Source organism: Streptomyces sp. NPDC002574, assembly GCF_042889545.1.
GTDB lineage: Bacteria > Actinomycetota > Actinomycetes > Streptomycetales > Streptomycetaceae > Actinacidiphila.
Genome location: NZ_JBIARB010000017.1, coordinates 80111 through 106455, shown reverse-complemented (window position 1 = coordinate 106455; position 26345 = coordinate 80111). Strand labels below are relative to the sequence as shown.

Here is a 26345-nt window from a genome sequence, read left to right as displayed (position 1 = left end):
CCTGGAGCGGTGCCGGACGCCGGCACCCGCACCTGCCGCCGGACACGGAGGAAGACCTCTCATGCGCACGCTCATCAGCACGGCTTTCATCTCGCTCGACGGAGTCATGGAAGCGCCGGGCGGCGAACCGGGCTACCGGAACTCCGGATGGACCTTCAAGGAGGTCGAGTTCGTTCCCGAGGCGTTCGAGATCAAGGGACGGGAACAGCAGGAGTCCACCGCGATGCTGATGGGCCGGGTCAGCTACGAGGCGTTCAGCCCGGTGTGGCCGGACATGGCGGAGTTCGCGCACTACAAGACACTGCCGAAGTACGTCGTCTCCACGACCCTCACCGAGGGCCAACTGGTCTCCGGCTGGGGCCGGACCACCATCCTGCGCTCGCTCGACGAGGTCGCCGCCCTCAAGGAGACCGACGGCGGCCCGATCATCGTCCACGGCAGTGCCTCACTGAACCACGCCCTCTCGGACGCGGGCCTGATCGACCGCTACCACCTGCTCGTCTACCCGTTGCTGCTCGGCGCCGGCAAGCGCCTGTTCAGCACCACCGACAAGGACACGCAGAAGCTGCGGCCGGTCGAGCACGAGGTCTACGGCAACGGCGTGCAGAAGCAGGTCTTCGACGTCGTCCGCTGACCACGCCCCGCCGCGGGGGAATGGCGTCGGGGCGAGCGATGCGTGCGAACCCCCGTGGTGTGGCGGCCATCACGGGACAGGTCGTCCCTGGTTGCCGATCATGCGTCCCTGTTTCCTGAGGTGTATGAACGACTCGACCCCACACCCCATCCCCACTCCCGCCCACTGGATCAACGGACGTGCCGTGCCCACGGACGGACCGTTCCTCGACGTGCTGAACCCCGCCACCGGCGCCGTCGTCGCGGCCGTCCCGCAGGGCACGTCCGAGGACGTCGACCGCGCGGTGGAGGCCGCCACGGCGGCCTTCCCCGGATGGGCGGCCACCGCGCCCGGAGAACGCGCGGCGGTGCTCAAGCGCGTGGTGGACGGCATGCAGGCGCGCACCGAGGAGATCGCGACGACGATCACGGCCGAGATCGGCGTTCCGATCTCGTTCTCGCGCATGGCGCAGGCCGCCTTCCCGGTCCTCGCGACCACCGCGAGCATCACCGTCGCCGAGGACTTCCCCTGGACGGAGGAGATCGCCAACTCGCTGGTCGTGCGCGAGCCGATCGGTGTCGTGGGCGCGATCACTCCCTGGAACTTCCCGCTGCAGCAGCTGGTGACCAAGGTGGTCCCCGCGCTGCTGGCGGGCAACAGCGTGGTGCTGAAGCCCTCCGAGATCGCGCCGCTGACGGCCATGATCTTCGCGGAGATCGCCGCCGGGGCCGGCCTTCCCCCGGGCGTCCTGAACGTCGTGCACGGCACGGGCCCGGTCGTCGGTGAGGCCATCGCCTCGCACCCCGGTATCGACATGGTGTCCTTCACCGGCTCGACCGCCGCCGGCAAGCGCGTGTCGGCCCTCGCCTCGGGAACCGTCAAGCGCGTCGCCCTGGAGCTCGGCGGGAAGGCCGCCCACATCATCCTTCCGGACGCCGACGTCAAGGGCGCCGTCCTCCGCGGGCTGGGCTACGCCTGGAGCAACGCGGGCCAGGCGTGCGGCGCCTGGACGCGCATGCTCGTGCCGGCCGAACTGCACGACGAGGTGGTCGACATACTGCGCGAGGCCGCCCCGGCCTACACGGTCGGCGACCCCGCCGACGAGAGCACCCGGATCGGCCCGCTGGCCTCCGAACTCCAGCGGCAGCGCGTGGACGCCTACATCGAGCGCGGCATCGCCGACGGTGCCACGCTGGTCTACGGCGGGCCGGGCCGCCCCGAGGGCCTGGACACCGGCGCCTATGTCAGGCCGACCGTCTTCGGGAACGTCGACCCGGACGCCGTCATCGCGCAGGAGGAGATCTTCGGCCCGGTCCTTGTCGTCATCCCGTATACCGACGACGAGCACGCCGTGGCGATCGCCAACAGCACCGTCTACGGCCTCAGCGCCTCGGTCGCCGGGGAGCCCGCGCACGCGCTGGCCGTCGCCCACCGGATCCGTGCGGGCCAGGTGGACGTCAACGGCGCGCAGCACAACTTCCTGGCACCCTTCGGCGGCTACAAGCAGTCCGGCAACGGACGGGAGATGGGCCGCGCCGGACTCGAGGAGTTCCTGGAGACCAAGGCCATCACCCGCTGACGGCCGTGTGATCCCCGCCCCGTGTCGCGGTGTCACGACACCGCGACACGGGGCGGCTTTCGTTCAGCACGCGGGGGCAATGGGTTCCGCAATAAACTTAGGCTAGCCTTCCCTCATGGCGAAGATCCCCCGGCTCCCACCGAAGAACCCCCGCCTGTTCCGCGCCGAGGTGGTCCGCGCCGAACGGGTCTCCCCCTCCATCCGGCGCGTGACCGTGACCGGCGCGGATCTCGCCGAGTTCCCGTGGATGGGCTACGACCACTGGTTCCGCCTCTTCATGACGCTGCCCCACCAATCGGTCCTGCGGATGCCGGAGTTCACCGGCGCCCGGTGGTGGTACCCCTACCTCGCCATCCCCGAGATCGAACGGCCGCACTGCGCGAACTACACCGTGGCCGGTTTCCGCCCGGAAGCCGCCGAGATGGACATCGACTTCGTCGTCCACCGCCGCCAGACCGGCGAGGTCGAGGGCCGCGCCGCGATCTGGGCATGCGCCGCCCGCCCCGGAGACGAACTGGCCATGCTGGACCAGGGCATCACCTTCGACTGCCCGCCCGACGCCTCCGAGGTCATCGTGGTGGCCGACGAGAGCGGTCTGCCCGCCACCACCGGCATCCTGCGCTCACTCCCCCGCGACACCGTCGGCCGGGTGATCCAGGAGATCCCCGCCGAGGGCGACCGGCGCGACCTGGACGCCCCGATCGCCATGGACATCACCTGGGTCGTCCGCGACAACGCCCACACCGTCCCGGGGCGTGCCGCACTCCACGAACTCCGCCGGCTCAGCACCGTCGACACCACCGCCTACGCCTTCGTCGTCGGCGAGTCCGGCCTCTCCACCAAGGGCCGCAGACACCTGCACCGCGCCGGCCTCCCCAAGGACCGCATCACCTTCTCGGGCTTCTGGAAGCACGAGGGGGCCGTTCCGGGCCACTCGGATGAGCCGACCGGCGCACCGGACGCGGCGCCTGTCACTCGGGCCTGACGGAGCGTGGGGGCAGGGCGGGCGTGGCCCGCCGGCGCGCCGCGGCCTGCCCCGCGTCGGTCACGTAGGACGCGCGGAACCCAAAGTCGCCACCCTCACACCAGTTGGCCCACCGTTCACAAGGCACACGTCTGACGGACGGCACCTGTTCGGTCCCCGTCGGAAGCCTCACTCCGGCCTGTCAGAACGACCCCAGGACGGACTTCGTGATCGCATCACGTACGCCCCGGCGACGCCGCAACCTGCGCCGCCTTCTCGTCGGCCTCGCCGGCCCGGCGATGGTGGCCGGCACTCTGGTCGCCTCCCCGGCCCACGCGGCCCCGGCCGACGACATCCGGATCAACGAGGTCGTGACCACCGGAGACGTCAACGACTCGATCGAGCTGTACAACAAGGGCACCGGCCCCGTCGACATCTCGGGCTGGATCCTCAAGGACGACAACAAGAGCTCGAAGTACCAGATCGCCTCCGGGACGACGCTGGCCCCCGGCGGGTTCCGGGCCTTCGCCGTGCACAACGCGTTCGGCCTGGGCTCCGACGACCAGGCGCGCCTGTACCTCGCCGACGGCAGCACCCTGGTCGACAGCTTCAGCTGGGACGACCACTCCGACCCGTCGTGGTCGCGCTGCCCCGACGGCACCGGCGCGTTCGGTGAGGCCGAGCTGACCCTCGGTGCCGCGAACGACTGCGGCACGAGTGGTGGGGGCGGCACCTCGCCGGTCGCGTGGCCGGGCAGCGGCTCGGTGGCGACCGCCGACGCCTCGAACGTCTTCGGTTCCGACCTCAGCGGTCTGTACCAGGAAGGCGGCGTCCTGTGGGGTGCCCAGAACTCCGGGAAGCTGTGGCGACTGCTCCCGAACGGCTCCGGCGGCTGGAAGCCCGACACCGCGAACGGCTGGACCTCCGGCAAGAAGCTGCGCTTCCCGGGCGGCTCCGGCACCCCTGACAGCGAGGGCGTCACGGTCACCGGCGCCGGTTCCGCCGGCGGTGTGTTCGTGGCGAGCGAGCGCAACGGCGACGCGTCCGGCACGAGCCGCCTCTCCGTCCTCCGGTACGACGTGAGCGGGACGGCCACCACGCTGACCGCCACGAAGGAGTGGAATCTGACCTCCGCTCTGCCCTCCGTCGGCTCCAACCTCGGCTTCGAGGCGGTCACCTGGGTCCCGGACGCCACCTTGGCGGCGGCCGGCTTCAAGGACGAGTCGACCGGCGCGGCCTACGACCCGAACCGCTACGCCGCGCACTCGGGCGGAGTGTTCTTCGTCGGCGTCGAGGGCACCGGCATGATCTACGGCTACGTCCTCCAGGACGCGGGCACCTTCACCCGCGTGGCGTCCGTCAGCAGCGGCATGGCCGGCGTCATGGAGCTGCAGTGGGAGCCGCAGGCCTCGCGCCTGTGGGTCGTCTGCGACGACACCTGCGACGGCCAGCACCGGACCATGCGGGTCGACGCGTCCGGCGCCCTCGCCACCACGGCGGTCTACAACCGCCCCAGCGGCATGGCCGACATCAACAACGAAGGCTTCTCGGTGGCCCCCGCCGGTGAGTGCGTCTCCGGTTCCAAGCCCGTCTACTGGGCCGACGACAGCAACACCAGCGGGCACGCGCTCCGCAAGGGCACCGTCACCTGCTGACACCGCCGGACGCGCTGTACGACCGCGGGCCCTGTCCACCCGGGACAGGGCCCGCCCCTTCTCAGCCGAACACCACCGACCACGGGCGGGGCGGCCCGTCCGGCGGCTCCGCGGCGTCGTTCCGGCGAGCGCCCGAACGGTCCACCGCCAGCACACCGGCGGCGAGTTCGGCGAAGCGGGCGGCCGACGGGTGCGCCGAGGGGCCGACCGGCCAGGCGCCGCCGATCCGGCGGACGAGGGGGCGGCCGGCCAGGGGGCGCCAGGCCACACGGGGCTCCTTGCGTGCCGCGTGCCCCTGGTCGAAGGCGACGCCGTGACCGGCCGCCACCAGGGCCAGCAGGAACTCGGGGCTCGAGGCGTGCCGCACCTCGCCCGGGACGAAGCCCGCGGCGCGGCAGCTCTCCAGCAGCCGGTCGTACCAGCCGGGCGCGTCGGCCCGGGGGAACAGCAGCAGGTCCAGCCCGGACAGCTCGGCGAGCGTCACCTCCGCATGCCGGGCCCGCGGTGAGGTGCGGGGCAGTACGACGCCCAGGTCGAAGGCGGTCTCCGGTCCGAACCGCAGTCCCGCCCCGTCCACCGGCCGGTGCACGAGACCGACGTCGAGGCCGCCCGAGGCGAGAGATCGCAGCTGTTCCCCGGTGGTGGCCTCGCGCAGATCGACCCGCAGAGGCGGGGAGTCGGCCGCGCAGGCGGCGAGCAGCGCGGAGATCACCGCCGCGCTGGTGCCGGGCGGCAGGCCGGCCCGCAGGGTGCCGAGGCCGCCGTCGGCCGCACGGCGCGCGACTGCCCGCAGCCGGTCCTCCCGGGCCAGGAGTTCCCTCGCCTCGTCCAGCAGCACCGTGCCCGCCGCGGTGAGCGCGGTCCGGCGGCGCGAGCGGTCGAACAGCTCGGTGCCGAGCTCTTTCTCCAGCCCGCGCACCGCCTGACTGACCGGCGGCTGGGCCGTGCCCAGCCGTTCCGCGGCCCGGCCGAAGTGCAGTTCCTCCGCGACGGCGACGAAAATACGCAGGTGTCGCAAGAGATCCACGGGCAAGGACCCTACGCGAGGGAGCTGTTGATGGTCGAGCGGGAGATCCGGGAGGTCTTCGTGGCAGCGGGCGCCGAAGGTCTCCTGCATGCCGTCCCCGTCGGCGCGGGGCGGGGCCATGCGCCAGAGGCGGAGGTCGCGGTGGGCGCGGACGAGTCCGTGGTCATCGCTTCCGTCCTGAAGATCCTCGTGGTGCTGGAGTTCGCCCGGCAGGCCGCGGCCGGCCAGCTCGACCCCCGTGAGCGGGTTCGGGTGACCACGGCCGACCGGCTGGGCGGCTGGGGAACCGCAGGATGCGCGGACGACGTCGAGCTCTCGCTGCGCGATCTCGCGTACTTCGCCATGGCGGTCAGCGACAACACCGCCGCGGATCTGCTGCTGGCCCGGATCGGCCTGGACACCGTGCGGTTGCTGGCCGAGGAGCTCGGTCTCCCCGGGATCCGGGTCGTGGGCGGCCCCCGGGACGTGCTGGAGTCGATGCTCGCCGACGTCGGGGCACGCACCGAGGCGGAGTTCGCGGCCTGCTGGCCCACGCTGCCGGACGAGCGCAAGCGGCGACTGGCCGTACTGGACCCGGAGCGGTCCAACGCCGGTACTCCGCGGGACATCACGCGCCTGCTGCGCCTCATCTGGCGGGACGAGGCGGGACCGGCCCAAGCGTGCCACCAGGTACGGGAACTGATGGGCCGACAGGTCTTCCGGCACCGGTTGGTGTCCGGGTTCCCGGACGAGGTGGCGGTGGCGGCCAAGACCGGCACCCTGCCGGGTCTGCATGCGGAGGCGGGAGTGGTCCGCCACCCCGACGGAGCCTGCTACGCGGTGGCGGTCTTCGCCCGTACCCGGGAACTGACGGCCTCACGCCCTGCCGTGGACACGGCGATCGGCGCCGCCGCGCGGATCGCCGTCGACTTCCTCCGAACCAAGGGAGTCTGACCTGCCCTCATATCCGATCGCGGATGGCCTGTGCGGGATTTTGGTCTTGGACGCGGCTGATCTCGTCCTGGTCTTCTGAGCCCATGAGCGACGACAGTGACGCACGACGGCAGCAGCGGTTCAGGCGGCGCACGATGCTGCGCGGGGCCGCCGTCTCCGCGACCGCGCCGCTGGTGCCCGGTACGGTCCCCTCCACCCGGCACCAAGCGCCGCCGCATGCCACCGCGGCATCGTTCCGCTGGCTGGGCACCGCCGGATGGCGCATCGACGTGGGCGGCCGGACCGTGCTGTTCGACCCGTACCTCACCCGGTTCCCGACCGGTCTCTTCACCGGCGCCTTCGACCCGGGGACCCGGCTGCGGACTGATGAGGACGTGGTGCGGACGCACATCGGCCGCCCCGAACTCGTCCTGGTCAGCCACGCGCACTGGGACCATCTCGCCGACGTGCCCCACATCGCCAGGTCCACCGGGGCCCGCGTCGTCGGCACGGAGACGACGTACCACCTGCTGGTCGCGCTCGGCGTCGACGCGGCACAGATCTCCGTGGTCAAGGGCGGGGAGGTGCTGGATTTCGACGGCATCACGGTCGAGGTGGTCGCGAGCCTGCACAGCCGCAACCAGCAGCACGCGTACTTCGCCCCCGGCACCCTCGATGCCCCGCCCGCGGCGCCCCCGAGGACCATCGCCGACCTCCCGGAAGGGGACACCCTCGCCTTCCAGGTGACGGCCGGGAGCGGTGGGCCGTCCGCGTTCCTCATGGGCGCGAGCGACTTCAGCGAGCGCGCGGCCGACGGGCTCCGCCCGGATCTGGCGATGATCGCGGTACCGACCAGCGCCTCGACGTACCGCTACCTCCCCCGGCTGCTGGGGGCACTCGGCGCCCCGGGCGTCGTCGTACCCGTGCACTGGGACAACTTCGAGCGGCCGCTGAGCGGGTCCCCGCTCCGCGACCCGGCTGCGGACGTCGACGCCTTCGTCGCCCAGGTGCGCCACGAGTCCCCGGCGACGCGGGTCGTCGTCCCCGACTACCGGTCCGCGTACGGCGCCGGGCGGTGACGCACGCGGCCCCGGGCACGCCCGCCCGGCGATGGCAGGATGCTTGCGACAGAGGTCATCCACGTCATGGGGAAAGGAGGCCCGATGAGCCGCAGGAACCACCGCGTCGCCGTGCTCGTGCTCGACGGGGCGAAGCCGCTCGACGTCGGCATCCCCGCGCAGGTGTTCTCCAACCGGCCGAGCATGCCGTACGAGGTGCGGGTGTGCGGCGCGACGCCCGGGCCGGTGACCGGCGGCGACGGCCTGTCGTACCACGTGGCCGAGGGCCTCGAGGCCCTGGCGCACGCCGACACGGTGTTCATCCCCGGCTACCGGGAGCCGGCGACCACCCACCCGCCGGCCGCCGTCGTCGACGCGCTCATGGCCGCCCACGAGCACGGGACCCGGCTCGCGGCGATCTCGACCGGGGCGTTCGCGCTGGCGGCGACCGGCCTGCTCGACGGCAAGCGGGCGACGACCCACTGGCACTACACGAAGACCCTCGCCGAGCGGCACCCGCGCGTGCGGGTCGACGAGAACGTGCTCTTCGTGGACGAGGGCGATGTGCTCACGTCGGCGGGCGCGGCATCGGGCATCGACCTGTGCCTGCATCTGGTGCGGCGCGATCACGGGGTCGCCCTCTCCAACCACGTGGCCAGACGGCTGGTGGCGGCGCCGTACCGCAGCGGAGGGCAGGCCCAGTACGTCCCCCGCAGCGTGCCGGAACCGCTCGGCGACCTGTTCGCGAGCACCCGTGAGTGGGCGCTCGGGCACCTCGCCGAGCCGCTCACCATCGAGACGCTCGCCCGCAACGCGCGGGTGTCGGCGCGCACCTTCTCGCGCCGGTTCGTGGAGGACACCGGCTACACGCCCATGCAGTGGGTGCTCAGGGCGCGGGTGGACCTGGCACGCGAGCTGCTGGAACGCACCGATCTGGGAGTGGAGCAGATCGCCGGCCGCGTCGGGCTCGGCACCGGCGCGAACCTGCGGCTGCACTTCCAGCGCATCCTCGGTACCTCCCCGACCGAGTACCGGCACACCTTCTCGGCCTGACCCGCCCCGAGGTCGCGCGAACGTCCGGCACGGGTGGCGGGATCCTTGCGCACGGTGTCATTCGGGCCACTGTCGGTCCGGCTCCCGGATCCCGACGATGGAGGCGACAGGACGACACGAAAGGCACCTTCATGACCCGCATCGCCGTCAACGGATTCGGCCGCATCGGACGCAACACCCTCCGCGCCCTGCTGGAGCGCGAGACCGACCTCGAGGTCGTCGCCATCAACGACCTCACCGCCCCCGACACGCTCGCGCACCTGCTCGCGTTCGACAGCGCCCTCGGCCGTTTCGGCCGCTCGGTCGAGGTGGACGGGACCGACCTCCTGGTCGACGGCCGCCGCATCAAGGTGCTCGCCGAACGTGAGCCCGCCAAGCTGCCGTGGGCCGAACTCGGCGTCGACATCGTGCTCGAGTCCACGGGCCGCTTCACCAAGGCGGAGGCCGCCCGCGCCCACATCGACGCCGGCGCCCGGCGCGTGCTGGTCAGCGCCCCCTCCGACGGCGCCGACGTCACGCTCGCCTACGGCGTGAACACCGAGGTCTACGACCCCGCCGCGCACGTGGTCGTCTCCAACGCCTCGTGCACGACGAACGCCCTGGCCCCGCTGGCATCCGTGCTGGACGACCTGGCCGGTATCGAGCACGGCTTCATGACCACGGTGCACGCCTACACCCAGGAGCAGAACCTCCAGGACGGCCCCCACCGCGACCTGCGCCGCGCCCGTGCCGCCGGCGTGAACATCGTTCCCACCACCACGGGGGCCGCCAAGGCCATCGGCCTGGTGCTGCCGAACCTCGCGGGCAAGCTGTCGGGCGACTCCATCCGCGTGCCGGTCCCGGTGGGCTCGATCGTGGAGCTGAACACCACGGTCGCCCGAGAGGTCACCCGCGACGACGTGCTCGCGGCCTACCGCACGGCCGCCGAGGGCAAGCTCAAGGGCATCCTCGACTACACCGACCAGCCGCTGGTCTCCAGCGACATCACCGGCCAGCCGGCGTCGGCCATCTTCGACTCCGCCCTCACCCGCGTCGACGGCAAGCACGTCAAGGTGGTGGCCTGGTACGACAACGAGTGGGGCTTCTCCAACCGCGTCGTCGACACGCTCGAACTGCTCGCGCGGGGCTGAGCGCGAACCGCACGCCCGCCGACCGCGTCCGACCATCCGTCAGGGGCCGGAAACAGCCCGGCCCCTGACCATCCGCGGACGACACGAGGCCGGCGTGGCTATTGCCGCGGCACCGACACCGCGGGCGCCAGGGAGCCGGACCCCTGCGGGTTGACGATCAGCGTGGGTTCGCCCGGCGCGGGCGTAGGAGCCACGGTGTCCGCCGGGTTGACGGTCGGACTGGCGGTCGTCTGGTCCACGACCTGGGGGAAGTTCACCAGCCCGGTCTTCTCCATCACCGTGATGTGGTCCAGCACGGTGTCATTGGCCTGATCGGCCAGTTGCCGGACCAGGCTGTTCATGGTGGTCGAGCGGACCTTCGCGATCGTGTTGAAGATCTGGCCGTGGGTCAGTCGCAGCAGGTTGGCGAACGTCGCGTCGAAGCCCGTGCCGTTGGCGCCGGAGAGCGTGGCGAGGAACCCCTGCTGCTGCGGCGTCGGCTGATTGGGCAGCACGATCCCGAGCTGGGTGGCGACGGTGCGGTCGGCGCTGTCCAGCGCGGTGTGGCCGTCGATCAGGTGCTGGCCCGCCGTCTTGACCGCTTGCGTCGTGCCCTTCTGCAGTGCGATCTGCCCCGCCGGGAACTCCCAGAGCCCTGCCAGGCGCACCTTGACGACGAACTCCCGGTCGAGCGCGGTCATGGGTCCGTAGGGGGTGGACACCGCACCCACGTAGGACGACGACGCCGCCGCGTTCACCCCGGACATCGCCGGGTAGACGAGCGCGGCGGCGGTGCACACCAGCGCGCCGACGACCAGTGCGGTGCCGGCCGTGAACCGGTTGGGAACCATGACGCCTCCAGTTCGGAATTCGTACGCGGATCCGGACGCTAGCGCGCATCCTCCTGGGGATCGCGTGATTCCAGGGGCGCTTGCGGTTCCCGGGACGCCAGGGGAGCGGTGTTGGTAGTGTGCAAACCTTCCCCTGTGCAAGGACCGCTCGCGAAGTCAACGCCCCTCGCCTCAAGGACTGTTGAGGACGTCCGGCACAATCCGGCGGCATCTCCTCGCGGCCGGGCGGTAGAAATGAGCCATGGCCGCCAGCACCCCCGCTTCCGACGCCGACGCCGAGGCTGTGGTGAGCGCGCTGCTGACCGCGTCACGCCTCCTGTTCGCGGTCTCCGCCCGCTCGCTCGCCGCGGTCGAGGAAGCCCTGACCCTGCCCCAGTTCCGGATGCTGGTCGTCCTCGACACCCGGGGAACGCTGAGCCTGACCCAGCTCGCCACGGAACTCGGCGTCCAGCCGTCGACTGCCATGCGCATGCTCGACCGGCTGGAGTCCGCCGACATGGTGACCCGCGGCGCCTCTCCCACCGACCGCCGCCTGAGCGTCGTCTCGCTCACCACGACAGGGGAACGGACCGTGCACGAGGCCACCGAGCGGCGCCGGGCCGAGATCGCGCGCATCGTCGAGGTCATGCCCGCGGGCCGGCGCCGCCACCTCGTCCACGCGCTGCAGGCCTTCACCGAGGCCGGGGGCGAGCCCGCCGTCGCCCTGGGCACGCCGCTGCACGTCGGCTGGTAGGCGATAGGCCAACCGGGTGCGGTCGTGTGCGGTGTTCGCGGTACATACCGACATTCCGCGGTGGTGGTGAGGCCTTCCGCCGGTCGCATTGGTCTATGTGTAGCCAAGCGTGATCGAGGCCGCTCGCTCCCCCGCCCAGGGCACGGCCCTCAGGCGGAGGAGACGGTCGATGAGCGGTGACGGACAGCCCCCGGCCCCCGGCCAGGCCAGGGGACCCGGGCCTTCGAAGCGCGGCAGGAAGCACCCGGCGCAGGACCTGCGGCGGGCCGCCGCCGACGCGCGCGACCGGGCTCGCGCCCGTGCCCGGACTCTGGCACGGCGCGCCCAGGACGCGCCCCCGCCGCCGGGGCCCTTCCGGCCCGGGTTCTGGCGCAGCCCGATCCGCGGGCCGTGGCTGACGTCGGTGTTCGGTCTGGTGCTGCTCTTCGGCATCCCGGTCCTGTTCGTGACCGGCGCGCTGTCCTACGCCGCGTACAACCCGGACCTGGGCCCGCTCAACGACCAGACCCCCGGCAAGGGCCTGCTCGGCTTCTACCTGTTCGACTGGCCCACCCACCCGTACTGGCTCTACCGGCTGACCCAGGGCGTCCACGTGACCCTCGGCGTGGTCCTGCTGCCCGTCCTGCTGGCCAAACTGTGGTCGGTCATCCCGAAACTGTTCTCGTGGCCGCCCCTGCGGTCGCTCGCGCACGGACTCGAGCGGCTGTCCCTGCTCCTTCTGGTGGGCGGAGCCGTCTTCGAGTTCGTCACCGGGCTCTTCAACATCCAGCTCTTCTACATTTTTCCCGGCTCCTTCTACACCCTGCACTTCTACGGCGCGTGGGTGTTCATCGCCGCCTTCGTCGTCCATGTGTGCCTGAAGTTCGGCCGCATGAGACACGCGCTGCGCTCCCGCGGGATCCTGGCCGAACTGCGCACCGACCGCTCGGGCACACGTCCCGAGCCGCCCGACCCGGACGGACTGGTGCCGGTCGCACCGGCGGCCGCCACGATGTCGCGGCGCGGGGCCGTGGGCATGGTCGGAGCCGGGTCACTGGTCCTGCTGGTCGTCACCGCCGGGCAGAGCATCGGCGGCGCGCTGCGCGGCACCGCCCTGCTCGCCCCGCACAACCGAAGTCCGGGGAGCGGCCCCAACGGCTTCCAGATCAACAAGACGGCCGCCTCCGTCGGCGTCACCCCGGCCCTCGTCGGCCCCGCCTGGCGGCTGGAGATCCACGGCCGGGGGCCGGCCCTGGTCCTCACCCGTGAGCAGCTGCTCTCGATGCGCCAACGCGCGGCGGCGCTGCCGATCGCGTGCGTCGAGGGCTGGTCCACCGAGGACCAGCACTGGAGCGGTCTGCGGCTCGCCGAGCTCGCCGCCATGGCGGGACTTCCCGGCGCCGGGAGCGTGCTGGTGGAATCGGTCCAACCGCCGGGCCCCTACAGCTCGGTGGTGCTGCGCGGCAACCAGATCCACGACCCGCGTGCCCTGCTCGCCCTGCGCGTCAACGGGGCGGACCTCTCGCTCGACCACGGCTACCCGGCGCGCATCATCGTCCCGGCCAACCCCGGTGTGAACAACACCAAGTGGGTGCACCGGCTCACCTTCAGGACGTGACCATGGCACGCGCCCTGCGCTGGTACGGCGCCAACCCCCTGCACCTGCTGGTGCTGCTCTGCTCCTTCGCGCTCACCGCGTACGCCTGCGTGCGGCTGTTCGCGGTGCGACCGGTCGAAGTGGCGATCTGGCTGGTGGGTGCGGCGATCCTCCACGACCTGATCCTGCTGCCCCTGTACTCCCTCGCCGACCTGTCGGCCCTCTCCGTACTGCGGCACCGCCGGAACACCGTGCCGACGGCGCCGTGGATCAACCACCTGCGCGTACCGGCCTTCCTGTCCGGCCTGCTCCTGCTGGTGTGGTTCCCCCTCGTCCTCGGCATCTCCCGCCCCTACCCGGACGCGACGGCGCTCACCCTGGACGTCTACCTCCCCCGCTGGCTGATCATCACCGCGGTCCTGTTCGGCGTCTCCGCAGCGGCCTTCGCTCTCAAGCTGCGCCGCCTCCGCAAAGCGGCCCGCGCCGAGGAGGAGCGGCGACCGCCGCCCCGACGGGGTGCCAGGGGGTGATCACCGGCGGGCGGGGACCACTACGGTGTGAGGCCGCACAGGTCCGCACATGCGGATGACGGCTCTTGCGGAGGTGCCATGACGCTGCCGATGAGGCTCACGGCGGTCACACTCGACTGCGCCGATCCCGAGGCGCTCGCCGCGTTCTACCAGCGGGCCACCGGGTTCGAGCTCCACCCCGCGTCCGACCGCGACTTCGCCGGCCTCACCCGGGAGGACGGGTTCTTCATCGGCTTCCAGCGGGTCGACGACTACCGGGCGCCCGGCTGGCCCGGCCGGTCCGTGCCCCAGCAGGCGCACTTCGACTTCGCGGTCGACGACATCGCGGAAGCCGAGGCCGTGCTCCTGGAGCTGGGCGCGACCGCGCCGGAACACCAGCCGGGCGGCGCCCGGTGGCGGGTGCTCCTCGATCCGGCCGGGCATCCCTTCTGCCTGGCCAGGAAGTGACGTACCGCGCGCCTGCGCGGGGACGGACGCGTCCCCGCGCAGGCGGGTGGGATCAGGCGTCGGCGATCGGGCCGGTGCCCAGGCGGACGTTGTCGACGGCCCAGAACCAGTTGTTGCCGGCGTTGAAGATACGGAAGTTCACCTTGACCGAGGTCGCCCCGGACGGGACGGCGACGGGCAGGTCGACCAGGCGGTTCTGCTGGTCCTGCCCGCGGTTGGTGTTCCCCGACGTGGCGCTGGAGTAGTACAGCACGCGGGACTTCTGGCCGGTGTCGAACTCGACGGTGACCTCGGCCTCCTGCGGGCTCTCCTGGCGGTAGTGGGAGTCGAAGCCGAGGTGCAGCGTCGAGGTACCCGCCGGGATGGCGACCGCGGGGGTGGTCAGCGTCGAGTCGAACCGTCCCTTGCCGGACGGGGCGCCGGTGTCGTCCCAGTCGTCGGGGTCGACGACGGCGACGATGCCCAGCCCGCGGGTGAAGTTGGTGCGGTCCTGCGCGGCCGGGAACCAGAACTGCTTGGAGAGGAACGACCAGCCCTGGAGCTCCCGGGTGCCCTGGGGCATGCCCGGGGCGTTGGTGATCGTCCACCCCTCGGGCGTGGTCCGGGTCCAGCCCACCAGGCCCGGCCGGCTGAGGTCGGCGGCCGGAGCCAGGGCCGGGGCGACGGATTCGAAGTCCTCGGCCAGCAGCAGACCGGTCATGACGGGCCCGACCTTCGCGGCCAGCGACGCGGTCTGCTCCTTGGTCCGGCCGGCCAGGACGGCCGTGACGGTCGCCTGGAGCGTGGCGGAGGCCCGCGCCGCCGCGGCCGGGGCCACGACGTCCCAGGTGAGCGCGACCGACGAACGCGCCGGGACCGAGGTCGGCGCACCGGCCGCCGGGGTGGCCTTCCAGCCGTTCGGCAGGGCGAGCGAGGACGCCAGGCCGGTCAGCGGGGTGCCCCCGGCGTTGGTGACGGTCGCGGTGACGGTGAGCGGCTTGTCCGGGGACAGCACGCTGCCGTCGGTCTTCGGCGAGGTGGCGGGAGCGGTCAGAGCCACGCTCATCGCGGGCGCGACCTTGGTCCTGACGCGCGCGTCGGCGACCTTCAGCAGTCCGCTGCCGTCGGCGTGGGCGGCGACGACCAGACTGCCCGCCGTGGCGTCGGCGGCCGGGGTGACGGTGAAGCGGACCTCGGCGGAGGCTCCGGCGGCGAGCGACGTCGGCGCCGATCCCGACTGCTGGAGGGTCCAGTCGGCGGGGGCGAGCAGCGAGACCCCGAGGCCGGTCAGCGTGACCGCGCCCTGGTTGGTCACGCTGACGACGACCTCGGCCGGACTGCCCTGCGCGAGCGGGGTGTCCAGGGAGGGCAGCGGCGCGGGGAGGGTGATCGCCGCGCTCAGCGCCGGGACCGTTCCGGTGGCCGGGTCGGTGACACCGTCCTTGCCGTCGGCCTGGTGGCCGGTCATGCGGCGCAGGAAGCGCGGGTCGTCCAGGTCGACGACCACGATGTCGAACCAGCCGTGGTGGGACGGGTGGACCGACACGGTCCGCGTCCGCCCGGGGGCGAGGGTCACGCTCTCGATCTCGTCATTGGCGTTGCGCGGGTAGACCGACTCGCCCACGAGCAGCGTGCGGGTCGTCGAGGAGGGGTTGCTGCACTCGACCAGGACCGGGCCGCCGCCGGTTCCGTCCACCACGCACGCCTCGGCGCCCACGCCCGCGCCGCGCAGCTCCCACAGGGCCCAGCCGGGACCGCGCACCTGCAGGTCGTAGCCGTCGGTGCCGTAGGCCACCGTGCCGGCGGCGGTCGCGCCGTCGGCCACCGTCCAGGTCTGCGGCGCCGCACCGTCGCCGGGGTAGGCGGTGATGGTGGCGGGCCTGCTGCCGGTGTTCCCGAGGCTGAGCCGCACCTGGTCACCGGCGACGTCGGCGCGCAGCGACAGGCGGTACGGCGAGGGGCGGGTGGGCCGGGTGCCCTCCTCCTGCTCGGGGAGCGCCTGCTCCTTCGGCGGGACGGGGTTCCAGCGGCCGATCGGCGCCGGCACCGCGCCGGGCTGCTCCACATCGGGCTGGTTGCGTCCGTGGCTGAAGTCGAAGGCGGAGGTGAGGTCGCCGAAGACGCTGCGGCGCCAGGCGCTGATGTTGGGCTCCTGCACTCCGGTCCAGCGCTCGAGGAAGCGGATCACGGAGGTGTGGTCGAACGCCTCGGAGCAGACGAAGCCGCCCGTCGTCCACGGCGAGACCACGGTCATCGGCACACGCGGGCCGGGGCCGACCGGGCGGCCGCCGAACCAGTCGTCGCTGTTGCCGGACTCCGGCTTGGGCGCGACGGGGGCGGGCACGTGGTCGAAGTAGCCGTCGTTCTCGTCGAAGTTGATGAACACCGCCGTCTTCGACCAGGTCTCGCGGTCGCTCGCGATGGCGTCGAGCAGGTCGTAGATGAGGTTGGCGCTGCCGACCGGGGTGGAGGAGCCGGGGTGCTCGGAGAGCGCCGCCGTGGGCACGATCCAACTCACCTTGGGTAGCGTGCCGTTGCGGATGTCGTCCTTCATCCGGGTGATCAGGGTGTCCGGCTCGGAGCGGTAGGCGCCGCGCAGGAAGAGTCGGCGCTCGGCCTCGTTGAGCGCGTCGACGCCCTGCTGGAACTGGGCGAGGGCCGCCTGGCGGTCCGCGGGGGTCCGGTTCCAGAGGCTGTCGTAGAACTGCTCGGTGGTGGCGAACTGTCCGCCGACCTTGGTGAGGATCTTGTGACCGATCTCCTTCCACGGCCGGAAGTACTCGACAGCGTTGTCGGTGAAGTTGTCCCACTCCTGGTAGATCTGCCAGGAGATCCCGGCCGCCTCCAGGCGCTCGGGGTAGGTCGTCCAGTCGTAGCCGCCGTGGTTGTAGTCGTAAGCGGCGTTGGTGACGGCTCTGTTGACGCCGTCGGGCTCGTAGCCCGTGGTGCCGGTCCACAGGTAGTTGCGGTTGGGGTTGGTCGAGCCGTACACGGAGCAGAAGTAGGAGTCGCAAATAGTGAAGCGGTCGGCCAGCTCGTACTGGAGGGGGATGTCCCGCCGATCGTAGTGGGCCATGGTGCTCTGCCCCTTGGCGGCGACCCAGTCGTTCCACCAGCCGTTCGCCCGGGCCTGGTTGGCGTCGGAGAAGCCGTGCGGGAGCGAGCCGAGGTACTGGATGTCGCTCTCGGGACGGCCCGCGTCGCGCGCGGCCTGCCGGGCGGAGAACGGCAGGACGGCGCCACCCGCGGCCCGGGGCTGCTCGAAGACGGTGGCACCGCCGGGCAGACGCAGCGGCGTACGGTCGCCGAAGCCGCGAACACCCTTGAGGGCACCGTAGTAGTTGTCGAAGGAACGGTTCTCCTGCATCAGCACGATGACGTGCTCGATCGCGTCCATGCCGCCCGGCGCCATCGGCGCGGCCATGGCCTGGAGAAGTGACGGGGGCAGGAAGGAGAGCGCGGTACCACCGGCGAGAGCGCCGAGGAGCTTGCGGCGGGAGATGTCGGACATAGTGGGGAGGCTAAATTGCAGGCAGTGCGGCCGGTAAGCCTCCGCGACAGAGCTTCGTCCGCCGTTCACGAGGGAACGCCGGGCGTTCAACTGTTCGCATCACGTGATCATTCGGGACATGGCGGCGGCAGCGGGCGCCGCGTCAGGTGACGATCCGTCAAAGTGTTGCCGGGTCACGGCGTCCGCCCGCTCAGACGGGGACCGACGCGGGCGTCTCGCTCTCGGAGGATTCACCGGCGCCCTTCACCCGCGGGCCGCGGCCCAGGAAGGCGTAGGCCGCCCCGACCAGCAGGCCGCCGCCGACGAGGTTGCCCAGGCCCACCAGGAGCAGATTGCGGGCGAAGGCGGCCGCGTTCGCGCCGGGCACGTGCTCGAAGAGGCCGAGCGCGTAGTATGTCATGTTCGCCACGACGTGCTCGAAGCCCGAGCCGACGAACGCCAGCAGGCACCAGAAGATCACGGTCAGTTTGGCGCCCTCGGACCGGGTCCGCGCCGCCATCCACACGGCCAGGCAGACCAGGAAGTTGCAGAGCACTCCGCGGAAGAACAGCGTCGCTCCCGACTCGGCCGCCTTCGCCTTGACCAGGCTCGCCAGCAGGGCGAAGGCCGGGGCGGTGTGCCCTGGGGCGCCACCGGAGGTGATCACACCGCTGCCGTGGACGAGCCAGGCGAACAGCACCGACCCGACGAGGTTTCCGACGAACGCTCCGAGGATCAGCGCCGCCGCGTCGGCCGCGGTGATGCGCCGGACGATCGCCCCTTGAACCGCGGTCATCATGTTGCCGGTGGTCAGTTCGGCACCGGCGAAGACCACCAGGGTCAGCCCTATGCCGAAGACCAGGCCCTCGACGAGTTTCGTGTACGGCGACGAAGCGGCCAGCATGGGCCCTGCGACCGCGAGCAGCAGTACCGCCGCGACCCCGATGAATGCCCCGGCCAGCATCGAGCCGACCAGGAAGCGGCCCGGCCTGCGGAGACCCGCGGCCTTGTCGGCAGCCGCCTGCCCCTGCTCTTCGAGGGCCTGGGACACGGAAACGGGCATGCTGTCACCTCGAACTGGCTATAACGGGAATAACGCCTCACTTTTCTCGATGCTATGCCGCTCGGAACACTTCCCGGAAAAGGGTGTCAGACATCACATAGCCGGACCTGTCGCCCGATAAAAGGCGCGGTCATGGTGAATTTCGGAATCGGCAAAATCACGGCATGGGGGAGGACGCGAAGAAGGTGTCCCCCACCCCATCACCCAGCGTTGCCTGCGCCGCCTGCTCCCGGCCCGTCCCGGACAGCGTGACCAGGTGGTCGAGGCGCCGCACCTCCCAGTGCTCCAGTGCGACGGCGGGCAGCGGCTGCGCCGGGGTCCACCCGAGCAGGGCGGTGGCCAGGGCCGCGGCGTCACCGAACGCCTTGGACGTCCCGCCGGGGACTGGGGCCTGACCGTACCCGCCGCATCGCCGATGAGTGCCGCGTGGTCGGCCACCATGCGCCACGGGGGGAGGTCGAGGACCGGCTGCATGAAGAGATCCGACAGCCTCGCCAATTCCGCGAAGGCCGGCGGGAGCGAGGCCTCCGCCTGCCGGAGCACCCGCTCGACGGTCTCCGGCAGCGCTTCGCCCGGCGGCAGGAAGTGCGCGAAACGTTTTCCGGAGCGGCCCGTCAGGAGTCCGGGCAGGTCCTGCTCGGCGACGTTGACGTACCAGACCCAGTTGACGCGCCGGGAGCCCTTCTCCAGCTCACCGCCGGGTCCCGGGACCAGGGAGCAGAGCATCTGCATCCCACTGGACGTGAAGAGCGTGAGACGGCCCGCGAAAAGGTCCAGGAGTTCACCGGAAAGCCGGGACTCGGGTTCCAGCCCGCGCCAGGCGACGTAGCCGGCGTAGGCGGGGCGGGAAGAGGGGTCGAGCAGCCTGCGGGTCGCCGACCCGATGCCGTCCGCGCCCACCAGGAAGTTGCCGTGCGCGGTGTGTCCGTCGGAGAACTCGGCGGTGACCTCGTGGCCCTCCACCTGCACCCGCCTGAGTGAGCCGTCCAGGCGGTGGCACACGTCGGCGAGGGGTTCGCGCAGCGCGCGGTAGAGGGCGTCCCACGCCGTCATCAGCTGCGGCGCCTCATGACGCGTGGCCGTGCCCCGCACATCGAGTTCCTGGCGCTCGTGCAGTTCGACGCCGATCGCCTCCGCGGGCACGGCCAGCCGGTTGAGCAACGCCTCGATCTCCGGCTGTACGACGACGCCGGCGCCGCGTGCCGGCGTCCGGCCCACCGACCGCTCGTAGACAGCGACGTCCGCCCCGACGGCCCGCAGTTCGTGTGCGGCCGCCAAGCCGCCGAGCGATCCACCGACGACCAGTGCCGCGAAGTCGTTCGTCTCCGGAATGGCGCACCTCCACAGGGTCCGTTCCGGCCGAAATGCGCTCCGGGACGAAGGAGCGTAAACACACGCTCCGGACGTCCGCAACTCGCGCGTGTCCACGGGGATTCACGTCATCAGCCGTCTGCGGGAGCCGGGTTGCGGCCGCACGGGCGCACACATAACGTGACACAAGGTCACATGACGCACCTCAAGAATTCGGCCCTCTTGGTCGCCGCAGGAAATGCACGGATCGGCCCAAGGAGATCTGTCGTGCCTGAAATTCCCCACTGGCATTCCCGGCGGAAGGTGCTCCTCGCCTCGGCCGCCGCGATGACCGCGGCGACCACAGGGGCCTTCGGCCTGCTCTCCGGGAAGCCGGTCGCCAAGAAGACCGGCGCGAGCGGGAGCACGAGCGTCCGCCCCTTCCACATCGACATTCCGGAACGGGACCTCGACGAACTCCGCCGGCGCATCGTCGCCACCCGGTGGCCCGATCGCGAGACCGTCCACGACCAGTCCCAGGGTGTCCAGCTCGCGACGATGCAGGAACTCACCCGCTACTGGGGAAGCTCCTACAACTGGCGGAAGATCGAGGCGAAGCTCAATTCCCTGCCGCAGTTCCTCACGGAGATCGACGGGCTCGACATCCACTTCCTGCACATCCGCTCGCGCCACGCGAACGCGCTGCCGATGATCCTGACCCACGGCTGGCCGGGATCCGTCCTGGAATTCCTCAAGGTGATCGCCCCGCTCAGCGACCCGACGGCCCACGGGGGACGCGCGGAGGACGCCTTTCATCTCGTCATCCCGTCCATGCCCGGTTACGGATTCTCCGAGAGGCCGACGACCACGGGCTGGGGCCCCGACCGCATCGCCCGCGCCTGGGCCGTACTGATGGAGCGCCTGGGATACCGGCACTACGTTTCGCAAGGCGGCGACTGGGGCGCGGTGATCTCGGACCGGATGGCGGTGCAGCGACCCGCGGGACTACTCGGCATTCACGTCAACTTCCCGGCCACGGTCCCGCCGGACATCGCGAAGACACTCGCCTGCGGCGACCCGGCCCCGGCCGGTCTGTCGGTGGACGAGAGGACCGCGTTCGACGAACTCGCCGCCTTCTACAAAACGGGCTCGGGCTACTCCGCCATGATGGTCACCCGCCCTCAGACCGAGGGATACGGGCTGACGGACTCGCCGGCCGGACTGGCAGCCTGGATGTACGACAAGTTCGCCGCGTGGACGGACAGCGGCGGCCACCCCGAACGTGAGCTGACCAGGGACGAGATGCTGGACGACATCACGCTCTATTGGGTCACCAACACCGCGGTCTCCTCCGCCCGCCTCTACTGGGAGAACAACGCCAACAACTTCAACGCGGTGTCGGTCTCACTGCCGGCCGCCATCACGGTGTTCCCGGGCGAGATCTACCGGGCGCCACTGAGCTGGGCAAAGCAGGCCTACCACGATCTCATGTATTTCAACAAGGCTCCCAAAGGCGGTCACTTCGCCGCATGGGAAGTACCGGACATCTTCAGCAGGGAGCTGCGCGCCGCGTTCGAGTCGCTGCGTCACCCGGGAGCCGCCGGAAAGTGAGGCCGCGCCGCGGCCCACACCCCGGCAGGGGGCACCCGTCCGGATTCGCGCAACGCGCCGATGTTGCGCTTCTTGGGTAGCGTGGACGAGCCGACGTGCTCAATGCGATCGCTTCCGGATGTCCCCGGCACGTCCGCTGCCGGTCGCGCGATCGGAAGGAGCCGTGCCGTGCCTTTCATCACGACAGAAGACGGAACCGAGATCTTCTACAAGGACTGGGGAACGGGGCAGCCGGTCGTGTTCAGCCACGGCTGGCCGCTGACCGCCGACGCATGGGATCCCCAGCTGAATTTCATGGCGGACAACGGCTTCCGCGCCATCGCCCATGACCGTCGCGGGGGCGGGCGCTCCGGGCAGCCCTGGGCGGGGAACGACCTGGACACCTACGCGGACGACCTGGCGTCGCTGGTCGAATCGCTGGACCTGCGGGACGCGATTCTCGTCGGCCATTCCACCGGCGGCGGTGAGGTGGCGCGCTACATCGGCCGCCACGGCACCGGACGGGTCGCGAAGGCCGTCCTGCTCAGCGCGATCCCGCCGCTGATGCTCAAGACCGAGGCGAACCCCGAGGGCCTGCCCATCGAGGTCTTCGACGAGATCCGGGCCGGCGTGGCGAAGGACCGCTCGCAGTTCTACGAGGACCTCAGCGCGGCCTTCTACGGCGCCAACCGCGAGGGCTCGACGGTCTCCCAGGGCACACGCGACGAGTTCTGGCTGTGGTCGATGCAGGTCGGCATCAAGAGCGCGTACGACTGCGTCAAGGCGTTCTCCGAGACCGACCTGACCGAGGACCTCAAGAAGTTCGACGTCCCGACCCTGATCGTGCACGGCGACGACGACCAGATCGTGCCGATCGTCGCAGCGGGCAACAAATCCTCGAAACTGGTCAAGAATTCGACGTTCAAGGTCTACCCGGGCGCTCCGCACGGACTGGCGATGGTCCCCGAGTACGCCGACCGGTTCAACGCCGACCTCCTGGAATTCGCCCGCGGCTGATCCGCCGCCGCGACCGTTCCACCACGGCCGCCCGACCATCCCCCGGGATGTCGGGCGGCCGTCGCGTGAACTCCCCTATTGAGAAGCTTTGTTGGCGCAATCGGCGGAATGGGTTCCGGTACGGACCCGAAGGACCGGGGATCGCGATTTTTCCGATGCAAAGCCGGATCACTATGCAACCTTGATCGAGTGTGGTTCCCTCATCCCTCGTGACCAAGGACTAGGTCCGGAGTTCGAACTGAGCGGGGCGTCCGACGTCCCCGTCGCAGGGCTGCCCCGGCCCTGTTCCCGGGTGCCCGGAAACCGCCGGGTGCCCCACTGTCCGCCGCCCGTGTTACAGGTCTCCCGGGCGGCCAAGGGTAGTCGTAGATGCGAATACAAGCCCGATGGGCCTTGATCCCCGCGCTGGCCGGCCTCCTCGCGGGCGCCGTACCCGGCGCCGCACAGGCATCACAGAGCCCCGCCGCGGCCGCACCCGCCGTCGGCACGGCGTCGGCCGGGGTCAAGACGATCCGGACCGTCACGCTGATCACCGGTGACAAGGTGACCGTCGTCCAAGGCGCCAGCGGCGTACCCGCGGTGAGCGTGCAGCGTGGCCCCGGCCGCACCGGCATCGGTTTCCAGGTGTCGCACGAGTGGCACGGAACCGAGCACCACATCTCGGTCGTTCCGTCGGACGCGCAGGCCCTGCTGGCCGGCGGAAGGCTCGACGCCCGCCTGTTCGACGTCACCGAGCAGTTGAACGCCGGCTACGACGACGCCCGGACGAGCACCTTCCCGCTGATCTACTCGAGCCGCAGCGGCGCGTACGCCACCGCCCGTGCCGCGGTCCAGCAGCACGGCGCCCGGATCACCCGCACCCTGGACGTGCTGGGCGGCGGCAGCTTCGCCCCGGCCAAGCGGGACGCCGCCGCGTTCTGGAAGTTCGTCACCGGTACGCAGGGGCTGCGCGGCCCGCTGCACGAACTGTGGCTCAACGGCCGCAGCCGGGTCGCCCTCGCCGAGAGCACGGGCATCATCGGCGCTCCCAAGGTCTGGGACAGCGTCGACTCCCACGGTGTGCACATCACCGGCAAGGGTGTCACCGTCGCCGACCTCGACACCGGCTGGGACCCCACCCACCCGGACCTCAAGGACAAGGCCGGCGCGGACCAGACCATGGACTTCACGGGTTCCGGGTCCGCGGTGGACGGGCACGGCCACGGCACCCACACCGCGTCCATCATCTCGGGCACCGGTGCCGCCTCCAACGGCACGTACAAGGGCGTCGCCCCCGACGCCAAGCTCCTGGTGGGCAAGGTCTGCGACAACGACGGCTCCTGCCCCGACGACGCCGTCATCAACGGCATGACCTGGGCGTCGGAGGCCGGCGCGAAGGCCGTCAACCTCAGCCTGGGCTCGCCCCCGTACGCGCAGACGGACCCGCTCACCGAGGCGGTCGAGAAGCTGACCGCCGAGAACGGCACGCTGTTCGTCATCGCGGCGGGCAACGAGGGCGCCCCCGCGGCCGACTACTTCGGCGGCACGGTGGGCAGCCCCGGCATCGCCGACTCCGCGCTCACCGTGGGCAGCACCACCAAGCAGGACGCCCTCAGCGACTTCTCCAGCCGCGGCCCGCGCATCGGCGACTTCGCCGTGAAGCCCGACATCGTCGCCCCCGGCTCGGACATCACCGCGGCCCGCGCCGCGGGCACCACGCTGGGCGACCCGGTCGGCACCATGTACGTCACCGCGTCCGGCACCTCGATGGCGACCCCGCACGTCACCGGCGCGGTGGCGCTGCTCGCCCAGGAGCACCCGGACTGGAAGGCGGCCGACTTCAAGTCCGCACTGACCAGCGCCGCCAAGGGCCTGCCCGGACTGACCGCGTACGACCAGGGCACCGGCCGGCTGGACGTCGCCCGCGCCGCCACCCAGACCGTGCGCGCCACCTCCGGCAGCATCAGTCTCGGCAAGGCCGACTGGCCGCACCAGGGCGTCACGCGGACCGGCACCGTCACCTGGACCAACGACGGCGCCACCGACGTGCGACTGCACCTGTCCGTCGACGCGAACGGGCCCAGGGGCCGGGCCGTGCCCGCCGGGGCCTTCGCCCTGTCGGCCGACACCGTGACCGTCCCGGCGCACGGAACCGCGTCCGCCACGCTCACCGCCACCGTCGACGCCACGATGGCGGGCGCCTACGGCGGTTCGATCGTCGCCACCTCGGACGACGGCGCCACCACGGTCCGCGACGCCTTCGGCGTCTACGCCGAACCGCTCACCCACGCGCTGTCGTTCACCGTCCTCGGCCTCGACGGCAAGCCGGTCGGCGAGGGCACGTACGTCAACGCCTTCGACGTCCGGACCGGCCTGCAGTACAGCGTCATCACCGACGCCGACGGCAAGGCGTCGATGCAGCTGCCGGCGAGCGAGTACGACATCTCCGCGAACAAGTTCGACCCCGTGGGTCACACCTCGGTGCTGTTCTCCAGGCCGGGTGTCCACCTCGACGGCGACACCTCGCTGAACCTCGACGGCCGCACCGCCCGGCAGGTCGACCTCACCGTCGACAAGAGCCAGGCCGAGAACGAGGGCATCTTCGCCAGCGTCACGTCCGTCAGCGCGGACGGGCGCTACGGCACGCAGAAGTTCGTGATGGGCTTCCCCGGCGACCGCATCTACGCCACGCCGACCACCAAGGTCACCAGCCACGCGTTCTGGTTCCTCACCAGCCAGCGGTGGACCGGCACGATCCCGGCGACCCGCACCGGCCCGGCGTCGAGCTACGCCTACAACCTCGCCGTCAACACCAAGGGGGCCATCCCCTCCACCCTGACCCGCAGGCTCTCGGACCACTCGCTCGGCCGGGTCGAGGAGACCTACGCCGGCCAGGGCGGCACGCCGCTCGGCGTCCGGATCGACACCCCGGTCCCGACCTACGGCGCGGTCGCCTTCGTGGACGGCAACCAGATCCCGGTCCCCGGCAAGCAGACCCGCTACTACAGCGACGACGACGCGATCGTCTGGGACCGCACGCTCGGCATGCGCGCCCAGGGCACCGCCGGCTTCGACGAGATCCAGTTCGCGGACACCACCCGGTTCCGGCCGGACGCGACCTACACCCGGCTGTGGAACCAGGCCCCGCTGCGCGCGAGGTCGCTGGACGCCCTGCGCCTCGAGGACCGGCTCTACCTCACCCCCGGCCTGTTCTCCTCGGCCGCCGCGGACACGGCGACCTACTCCGGCGAGGCACGGGGCACCACGGGCTCCTCGACCCTGTACCGCAACGGGGTGGAGGTCGCGTCGCTGGACTCCCTGGGCCAGCTGCAGACCTCCGTTCCGTACGAGAAGTCCACCTACACCCTGAAGTCCTCCGGCAGCCGCTCGGTGGGCTGGTCGACCCTGGGCAGCAGGGCCTCGGCCACCTGGACCTTCACCTCCCAGCGGCCGACCACCACGACGATGACCCAGCAGCAGCTGATCAACGCCCGGCTCAACGGCCCGTTGAACACCTCCGGCGGCGTCGTCGGCGGCCGCACCTACGTCTACGTCGTCACCGCCGAACGCGGCGGCAAGGCGGCCACCACGTCCCTGGGCGTGCGGGTCTCCTTCGACGACGGCAAGACCTGGAAGACCCTCCCGGTCACGCGGCTGGGCGACTTCGGCCTGGTCACCCTGACCACCCCCAAGGCCGGTGGCTACGCGTCCGTCCGCCTCACCGCCAAGGACACGGCGGGCAACGCGGTCGACGAGACCGTCATCCGCTCCTTCCCGGTGACCCGCAAGAAGTAGCGGGACCCCGCGGCGGTTCAGCGGCCCCCGCCGAC

Annotated in this window: 20 protein-coding genes; 15 read left to right on the top strand and 5 right to left on the bottom strand. The window is 71.4% G+C overall.

Features of this window, described 5'->3' with window-relative positions:
• The first annotated feature begins 61 nt into the window (after positions 1-61).
• From ACFYXS_RS33840 to ACFYXS_RS33825, 4 genes are all read left to right on the top strand, one after another.
• Positions 62-634, top strand: a complete 573-nt coding sequence (locus ACFYXS_RS33840; protein ID WP_389255248.1) for a dihydrofolate reductase family protein — start codon at positions 62-64, stop codon at positions 632-634.
• Positions 635-758: 124 nt separating this feature from the next.
• The gene (locus tag ACFYXS_RS33835) at positions 759-2192 is read left to right on the top strand and encodes an aldehyde dehydrogenase family protein (protein WP_389255246.1); all 1434 of its coding nucleotides are present in this window, start codon (positions 759-761) and stop codon (positions 2190-2192) included.
• Between the two features lie 115 nt (positions 2193-2307).
• A complete protein-coding gene (locus ACFYXS_RS33830) occupies positions 2308-3177 on the top strand; it encodes a siderophore-interacting protein (RefSeq protein WP_389255244.1) in 870 nt (289 codons plus the stop codon).
• 278 nt (positions 3178-3455) lie between these two features.
• Positions 3456-4811: a lamin tail domain-containing protein gene (locus ACFYXS_RS33825; protein WP_389255370.1), complete on the top strand. Its 1356-nt coding sequence runs from the start codon at positions 3456-3458 to the stop codon at positions 4809-4811.
• A 61-nt stretch (positions 4812-4872) separates the two neighbouring features.
• Here the strand turns inward: ACFYXS_RS33825 and ACFYXS_RS33820 are convergent, their stop codons facing one another.
• Positions 4873-5838 carry a LysR family transcriptional regulator gene (locus ACFYXS_RS33820; protein WP_389255242.1) on the bottom strand — a complete coding sequence of 322 codons (966 nt, stop codon included), beginning with the start codon at positions 5836-5838 and terminating at the stop codon, positions 4873-4875.
• Between the two features lie 30 nt (positions 5839-5868).
• Between ACFYXS_RS33820 and ACFYXS_RS33815 the strand changes: the two genes are divergently transcribed.
• The 4 genes from ACFYXS_RS33815 (at position 5869) to gap (ending at position 9991) form a co-directional block, all read left to right on the top strand.
• Positions 5869-6771, top strand: coding sequence for a serine hydrolase (locus ACFYXS_RS33815; RefSeq protein WP_389255240.1), 903 nt, complete (start codon positions 5869-5871; stop codon positions 6769-6771).
• 83 nt (positions 6772-6854) lie between these two features.
• Positions 6855-7829: an MBL fold metallo-hydrolase gene (locus tag ACFYXS_RS33810; RefSeq protein WP_389255238.1), complete on the top strand. Its 975-nt coding sequence runs from the start codon at positions 6855-6857 to the stop codon at positions 7827-7829.
• Between the two features lie 84 nt (positions 7830-7913).
• Positions 7914-8861 (top strand): GlxA family transcriptional regulator, encoded by a 948-nt coding sequence (locus tag ACFYXS_RS33805; protein ID WP_389255236.1) that lies wholly within the window; start codon positions 7914-7916, stop codon positions 8859-8861.
• A 131-nt stretch (positions 8862-8992) separates the two neighbouring features.
• A complete protein-coding gene (gene gap / locus ACFYXS_RS33800) occupies positions 8993-9991 on the top strand; it encodes a type I glyceraldehyde-3-phosphate dehydrogenase (protein WP_389255234.1) in 999 nt (332 codons plus the stop codon).
• A 98-nt stretch (positions 9992-10089) separates the two neighbouring features.
• On the opposite strand, the gene ACFYXS_RS33795 is transcribed toward gap, so the two are convergent.
• The gene (locus ACFYXS_RS33795) at positions 10090-10821 is read right to left on the bottom strand and encodes a DUF4142 domain-containing protein (protein WP_389255232.1); all 732 of its coding nucleotides are present in this window, start codon (positions 10819-10821) and stop codon (positions 10090-10092) included.
• A 241-nt stretch (positions 10822-11062) separates the two neighbouring features.
• Between ACFYXS_RS33795 and ACFYXS_RS33790 the strand changes: the two genes are divergently transcribed.
• The 4 genes from ACFYXS_RS33790 (at position 11063) to ACFYXS_RS33775 (ending at position 14107) form a co-directional block, all read left to right on the top strand.
• Positions 11063-11554: a MarR family winged helix-turn-helix transcriptional regulator gene (locus ACFYXS_RS33790; RefSeq protein WP_389255230.1), complete on the top strand. Its 492-nt coding sequence runs from the start codon at positions 11063-11065 to the stop codon at positions 11552-11554.
• Between the two features lie 169 nt (positions 11555-11723).
• Positions 11724-13151, top strand: a complete 1428-nt coding sequence (locus tag ACFYXS_RS33785; RefSeq protein ID WP_389255228.1) for a molybdopterin-dependent oxidoreductase — start codon at positions 11724-11726, stop codon at positions 13149-13151.
• 2 nt (positions 13152-13153) lie between these two features.
• Positions 13154-13660 carry a hypothetical protein gene (locus tag ACFYXS_RS33780; RefSeq protein ID WP_389255368.1) on the top strand — a complete coding sequence of 169 codons (507 nt, stop codon included), beginning with the start codon at positions 13154-13156 and terminating at the stop codon, positions 13658-13660.
• Between the two features lie 78 nt (positions 13661-13738).
• Entirely contained in the window at positions 13739-14107 is a 369-nt protein-coding gene (locus ACFYXS_RS33775) for a VOC family protein (RefSeq protein ID WP_389255226.1), read from the top strand.
• Positions 14108-14159: 52 nt separating this feature from the next.
• Here the strand turns inward: ACFYXS_RS33775 and ACFYXS_RS33770 are convergent, their stop codons facing one another.
• The 3 genes from ACFYXS_RS33770 to ACFYXS_RS33760 all read right to left on the bottom strand — a co-directional run bounded on the left by ACFYXS_RS33770 (position 14160) and on the right by ACFYXS_RS33760 (position 19917).
• Positions 14160-17597 (bottom strand): phosphocholine-specific phospholipase C, encoded by a 3438-nt coding sequence (locus ACFYXS_RS33770; protein WP_389255224.1) that lies wholly within the window; start codon positions 17595-17597, stop codon positions 14160-14162.
• Between the two features lie 190 nt (positions 17598-17787).
• The gene (locus ACFYXS_RS33765) at positions 17788-18639 is read right to left on the bottom strand and encodes a formate/nitrite transporter family protein (RefSeq protein WP_389255222.1); all 852 of its coding nucleotides are present in this window, start codon (positions 18637-18639) and stop codon (positions 17788-17790) included.
• Positions 18640-18732: 93 nt separating this feature from the next.
• Positions 18733-19917: a monooxygenase gene (locus tag ACFYXS_RS33760; RefSeq protein ID WP_389255220.1), complete on the bottom strand. Its 1185-nt coding sequence runs from the start codon at positions 19915-19917 to the stop codon at positions 18733-18735.
• A 300-nt stretch (positions 19918-20217) separates the two neighbouring features.
• Here ACFYXS_RS33760 and ACFYXS_RS33755 point away from each other — a divergent pair, with 300 nt between their 5' ends.
• The 3 genes from ACFYXS_RS33755 to ACFYXS_RS33745 all read left to right on the top strand — a co-directional run bounded on the left by ACFYXS_RS33755 (position 20218) and on the right by ACFYXS_RS33745 (position 26310).
• Positions 20218-21540, top strand: coding sequence for an epoxide hydrolase family protein (locus ACFYXS_RS33755; RefSeq protein WP_389255218.1), 1323 nt, complete (start codon positions 20218-20220; stop codon positions 21538-21540).
• A 168-nt stretch (positions 21541-21708) separates the two neighbouring features.
• Positions 21709-22536, top strand: a complete 828-nt coding sequence (locus tag ACFYXS_RS33750; protein ID WP_389255216.1) for an alpha/beta fold hydrolase — start codon at positions 21709-21711, stop codon at positions 22534-22536.
• Positions 22537-22905: 369 nt separating this feature from the next.
• Positions 22906-26310 carry a S8 family serine peptidase gene (locus ACFYXS_RS33745; RefSeq protein WP_389255214.1) on the top strand — a complete coding sequence of 1135 codons (3405 nt, stop codon included), beginning with the start codon at positions 22906-22908 and terminating at the stop codon, positions 26308-26310.
• Positions 26311-26345 lie beyond the last annotated feature (35 nt).